Raw genomic sequence first — 5,402 nt, 5'->3', positions numbered from 1 at the left:
AGCGGGAGCAAGCTCCCTCGCCACAAAGGTCCAAACGCTAGCCGCAAAAAAGGGGGGCCCTGTTTTTAGGGGCCCCCCTTTCATTTGCAGCCCAGCGGTTATGGGTACTGCTGGTAAGTCTGCCCCTGCTGCGCCGGTGCCCCCTGATATTGCTGTCCAGGAATCGCCTTGAGGTTGACCTCGACACGACGGTTCTGCGCGCGGCCATTGACGTCGGCATTGCTCGCCACCGGATTGTCCGGGCCGGCACCGCGGGCCGTCAGGTTGGCGCCACTGACACCTTGGGAGGTCAGATAGGTCGCCACGCTCTGTGCACGACGTTGCGACAGATCCATGTTGTGCTGGCGGCTGCCGGTGCTGTCGGTGTAACCCACGATTTCGATCTGGTTCTGGTTGAACTCCTTGAGGGAGTTGGCCAGGTTGTTCAGCGGCTGGTAGAAACTGGACGCGATGTTCGCCGAGTCGGTGGCGAAGGTGATGTTGCCCGGCATGATCAGTTTGATCTGGTCACCCTGGCGCTGCACTTCAACGCCGGTATTGGCCATGCTGGCACGCAGTTTCTTTTCCTGCTGGTCGGCGTAGTAACCGTAACCGGCTGCGGAAGCCCCCACAACCGCAGCGCCGATCAATGCACCCTTGCCACGGTTATCGTGACCGATGGCCGCACCGGCCAACGCACCGGCCAGGGCACCGAGGCCGCCGTACTTGGCAGTCTTGCTCATGCCGGAGGACTCTGTGGAAGCCTGCCCCTGGTTGTCATAAGGATTAGGCGACGCGCAGCCGGACAGCAGGGCCACAGCGGTTGCGACAACAATCAAGCGACGCGAGGTGAACATGAAGATGCTCCTGGTATTTTGGTTCTGAAGTACCTGAGCTTAGGCTATCGACTCTGGCTGGCGTTGGAACGCAGCATTTGGCAAAAATTCCGTGCGCTGCGTCTCGCCTGGCTTACACCTGCGCCAGGCAGCGGCTCACGCCCCTGACGATCATTTCCACTTCTCGTCCATCGAGCGTCAACGGCGGCAGCAGGCGGATGGTCTTGCCCCGCGTGACATTGATCAGCAGAGCGTGGTCGCGCGCAGCGCAAAGGCTCAGATCGCGAACCGGTTGCTTGAGTTCGACGCCGATCATCAAGCCCTGGCCGCGAATCGCCAGCACGTTCGGGTTGTCCGCCAGTTCGGCCCTCAGCCGGTTGAGCAACTGTTCGCCCCGATGCCTGGCGTTGTCCAGTAAACCTTGCTCCTGGATGATGTCCAGCACCGTGCAGCCCACCCGACAAGCCAGCGGATTACCGCCGAAGGTGCTGCCGTGGCTGCCAGGCGTAAACAGTTCGGCGGCTTTGCCCCGGGCCACGCAGGCGCCGATGGGCACGCCATTGCCCAAGCCCTTGGCCAGGGTCATGACGTCCGGCACGATGCCTTCGTGCTGGAAGGCAAACCATTGGCCGGTGCGGCCGATGCCAGTCTGGATCTCGTCGAGCATCAGCAACCAGGCGCGCCGGGTGCACAGTTGGCGCAAGGCCTTGAGATAGCCTGGCGGTGCAAGTTGCACACCGCTCTCGCCCTGGATCGGTTCCACCAGCACCGCAACGATGCGCTCACCGTGGACCTGCTGGATATTGTCCAGCGCCGCCAGATCACCGAATGGCACCTTGATGAAATCCCCCGGCAACCGATTGAAGCCCAAGCGCACCGCCGGGCCATCACTGGCGGACAAGGTGCCCAACGTGCGTCCGTGAAACGCATTCTCCATGACCACCACCAGTGGCTGCTCGATACCTTTGTGCCAGCCATAAAGGCGCGCCAGTTTCAGTGCGGTTTCGTTGGCCTCGGCACCGGAGTTGTTAAAAAACACCCGTTCCATTGCCGAGAGCTGAGTGAGTTTTTTCGCCAACCGTTGCTGCCAGTCGATGCCGTACAGGTTGGAGGTGTGCAGCAGCAGGCCAGCCTGCTCGCTGATAGCCGCCACCAATCGAGGGTGGGAATGGCCGACGTTGGTCACGGCCACGCCCGCCACCGCATCCAGGTACTCGCGACCGTCCTGATCCCACAGGCGCGTACCCAACCCATGGGTAAAATTCAGCGCCAGGGGTTGGTAAGTGGTCATCAGGCAGGTGGCGGTCATGGCTTCAAGCTCCATCAGGTGGTTTTTTCCAGTATGGTTAGCCACTCCTGATGGATAAATGCTGCTTTACTTCAATCATCTAAAAGCTGAGCTTGATAATGGACCTGCTCCAGGCAATGACCGTTTACGTGAAGGTGGTAGAAACTGGCAGCCTGACCGCGGCGGCCCAAGCGTGCGAAATGTCTACGACCATGGTGGGCAATCATCTTCGTGCATTGGAGCAACGTCTCGGCGTGCGCCTGATCAACCGTACGACCCGTCGTCAGCGCCTGACGGAATTCGGCTCGGTCTACTATCAGCGCTGCTCAGAAGTGCTGGGGCTGGTGGCCGACTCCGAACGGCTGGCCGAGCAGACCCAGGGCGAGCCCACCGGCCTCTTGCGCATCACCGCGCCGCTGACCATCGGCACCGAACGTCTCGCGCCTGCCCTGGCCGAGTTCAGCCAGCGTCACCCGCAGGTCAAGCTCGACGTGGTGCTGACCAACCAACGCCTGGACCTGCTTGAGCATGGCTTCGACGTCGCCATCCGCCTGGGCCATCCAGACCCGAAATGCATCGCCCGCCCCTTGATGGATTACACCCTGACCATCTGCGCCTCCCCGGCTTACCTGGCCCGGCGAGGCACACCAGAAAAACCCGTCGACCTGCAACAGCATGACTGCCTGTCATTCGCTTATCCGGCGGGCGATGAGTGGCGGTTCGCCCAGGATCATTGGCCCATCAACGGCCCGGACGGCGAAATCAAAGTACCGGTGAACGGACCGATGTTGATCAATAGTTCCTCGGGCCTGCACCGCGCCGCCCTGGCCGGCATGGGCGTAGTGATGCTGCCCGACGCGCTGGTGGAGCAGGATTTGAAGGACGGCCAACTGGTAGCGCTGCTGCAGGACTATCAACTGCCTCATCGCCCGATGAACCTGATGTACGCCCAGGATCGCTACCGTTTGCCGAAGTTGCGCAGCTTCGTCGAGTTTGCCTTGGAGAAATGGGGCAAACCCCAAACCCCAGCCGAATGACAACGTAGGAGCTGACGAGTGCAACGAGGCTGCGATCTTTCCCCAGCCACTTGAGTCTCAAGCGAAAGATCAAAAGATCGCAGCCTCGCTTCGCTCGACAGCTCCTACGCTCAAGGTATCGCCTCCGCTAGTCCCTCTCGCGCCCTATCGGCTACTCTTCATCCTTGGACGAGCATTTTGATATCAAGGCTGATTGAGGAAACGACGATGGGCGACGCCTCGAACATCGATATGCTGCGCCTCGACCTGTCCGGCCTGGACGAAGGTGTGCTGCACACCATCCTTGAGCTGGTCAGCGATGGCATCTGGGACTGGAACGCCAACACCGGGTTCGTCTACCGCAACCCTGGCTGGTACACGATGCTGGGGTATCCGCCTCACTCACTCGATAACACCGTGCTGACGTGGGAAAGCGTGATCCATCCCGATGACTATCCGCAGGTGATGGCTTTGTTCGACGACCACCTGCAACAACGCGCCCATCACTACCAGGCCGAATACCGCTGTCGCACGCGCGACGGCTCCTGGCTGTGGATCGAGGACCGTGGCTATGTGATCGCCCGTAACCCCGACGGCACCGTGGCGCGCATGATCGGCGCCCATCGCAGCATTGACGACAAGAAGCGTCTGTTCGAACAACTGGAACAGCGTAACAAATCGCTGGAAGCCGTCATCCAGGAGCGCACCCTGGAACTGTCCCGGGTCAACCGCCAGTTGCAGATCCAGCTCGACGAAAACCGCAGGCTTGCCGAAACCGACGCCCTGACACGGGTTGCCAACCGCTATCGCCTCGAACAGGCCCTGCCGCTGGCCTGCGAGCGTGCCCAGCGCTTTCGCGAGCCATTGTCACTGATCGCCATGGACGTCGATGACTTCAAGGACATCAATGATCGTTACGGTCATGCTTTTGGCGACGCAGCGCTGGTACAAGTGGTGCAAGCCGTTAAACGCTGCGAACGCGACGGCGACTTGCTCGCACGCTGGGGGGGTGATGAGTTCATCATGATTTTGCCCAATACCTCCCTGGCCGACGCCTGCCTGATGGCTGAAACCATTCGCCGGAGTCTGTCCGACCTGCTGCCGGTGGGCGATTTCCAGGTCACCATGAGTTTTGGCGTGGTGCAGCGACGTGAGGATGAGCCGCACACGATGCTGCTGGACCGGGCGGACCAGGCGCTGTATCGCTCCAAGGTGGCCGGCAAGAATGTGATCTGCCAATGAGGCGTACCTGAACAACAAATGCTGACCTGCCACCGGTTCAACCGTGACAACGCCGCCCGGGTCCAATAGATTAGGCGACCGGAAAAAAGCTCAACGCCTTTCTCGCCTCATCCAGCTAACAGAAGTAGTGAAATTTCAATGTCCGATTCCAATACCGCTGAATCCGTAGTCACCCTGTCGTCCAAAGCGGAATACGAAAACTCCATCAATCTTTCACAGCATCTGCCTCAGGCCAAAAGCATCAGTGAGATGGTTCTCGATGCGTTCCAGTCGAACCGCGAAAGCGACCAGATCCGTGAGCTGCGCAACGCCATCCGCCAGGCCCATGACGCGTTCGACGATGACAAGGCCTACGAACTGATGGGCCAGCTCAAGCAGCTCAAGGACGCCGAAGCCGCCGATTTCGCAGCACTGGAAGACCTGAGCAGCCGCTTCCCCATCAGCCGTATCCTGTCCAGCTACAAGGACGACCCGGCCTTCCAGGAACTGGTTTATGGCCTGGCCCTGAAAGTGCTGAACCAGACCCACCAGGCCATCAGCAATCCGAGCGGCAGCAAAGGCAAGGCGTCGCGGCCCAAGAAAGAGGCCGAAGTGTTTGTCATCAGCAAGGACGGCATCAGCGTCACCCTACCCTTGCGCACCCCACGCTCCAAGCCGAACGTCGACCGCGAGGCCTTCGAATTCCTGGGCTTCAGTTTCGTCGGCGAAGGCGACCAGGCCGAGCTGGAAAATGACATCTTCCTGGACAACGACGGCACCGAACAACCGGTCACCCGCAAAAGCATCGTCACCGCCCTGCAACAGCAGAAAGCGTTCGACGGCTATAGCATCGCCCAGCAATAAGCCTTCTTGCTCGGCGGTGATCAGCCCGCCGCCAATACCTGTGGGAGCGGGCTTGCTCGCGAAGGCGGTGGTTCACTTGCGTCGATGCTGAAAGTGCCAGCCTCATCGCGAGCAGGCTCGCTCCCACAATGGATCAGCGGCGTTCGCAGATTATGTGCTCGCCATAGCACCTGTGGGAGCGGGCTTGCTCGCGAAGGC

The 5,402-nt window shown here is 60.5% G+C and carries 5 protein-coding genes; 3 read left to right on the top strand and 2 right to left on the bottom strand.

All coding sequences use genetic code 11. From position 1 onward, the window contains the following. Positions 1-98: 98 nt before the first annotated feature. A complete protein-coding gene (locus HU811_RS24350; RefSeq protein ID WP_186658532.1) occupies positions 99-836 on the bottom strand; it encodes a YiaD family glycine zipper/OmpA-like lipoprotein in 738 nt (245 codons plus the stop codon). A 112-nt stretch (positions 837-948) separates the two neighbouring features. Continuing rightward, on the bottom strand, positions 949-2,124 hold the full coding sequence (locus HU811_RS24345) for an aspartate aminotransferase family protein (RefSeq protein ID WP_186658529.1): 1,176 nt from the start codon (positions 2,122-2,124) through the stop codon (positions 949-951). A 98-nt stretch (positions 2,125-2,222) separates the two neighbouring features. Between HU811_RS24345 and HU811_RS24340 the strand changes: the two genes are divergently transcribed. The 3 genes from HU811_RS24340 to HU811_RS24330 all read left to right on the top strand — a co-directional run bounded on the left by HU811_RS24340 (position 2,223) and on the right by HU811_RS24330 (position 5,204). Then, on the top strand, positions 2,223-3,140 hold the full coding sequence (locus HU811_RS24340) for a LysR family transcriptional regulator (RefSeq protein ID WP_186658526.1): 918 nt from the start codon (positions 2,223-2,225) through the stop codon (positions 3,138-3,140). A gap of 207 nt (positions 3,141-3,347) precedes the next feature. Next, entirely contained in the window at positions 3,348-4,361 is a 1,014-nt protein-coding gene (locus tag HU811_RS24335; protein WP_186658523.1) for a GGDEF domain-containing protein, read from the top strand. 138 nt (positions 4,362-4,499) lie between these two features. Further along, positions 4,500-5,204, top strand: coding sequence for a hypothetical protein (locus HU811_RS24330; protein ID WP_186658520.1), 705 nt, complete (start codon positions 4,500-4,502; stop codon positions 5,202-5,204). Positions 5,205-5,402: the final 198 nt, after the last annotated feature.

Origin of the sequence: Pseudomonas tehranensis (assembly GCF_014268615.1) — a bacterium.
In the GTDB taxonomy this organism is placed as follows: Bacteria; Pseudomonadota; Gammaproteobacteria; order Pseudomonadales; family Pseudomonadaceae; genus Aquipseudomonas; species Aquipseudomonas tehranensis.
The sequence above is the reverse complement of the archived record's forward strand: the minus strand, read 5'-3'. Positions and strand labels throughout refer to the sequence as shown.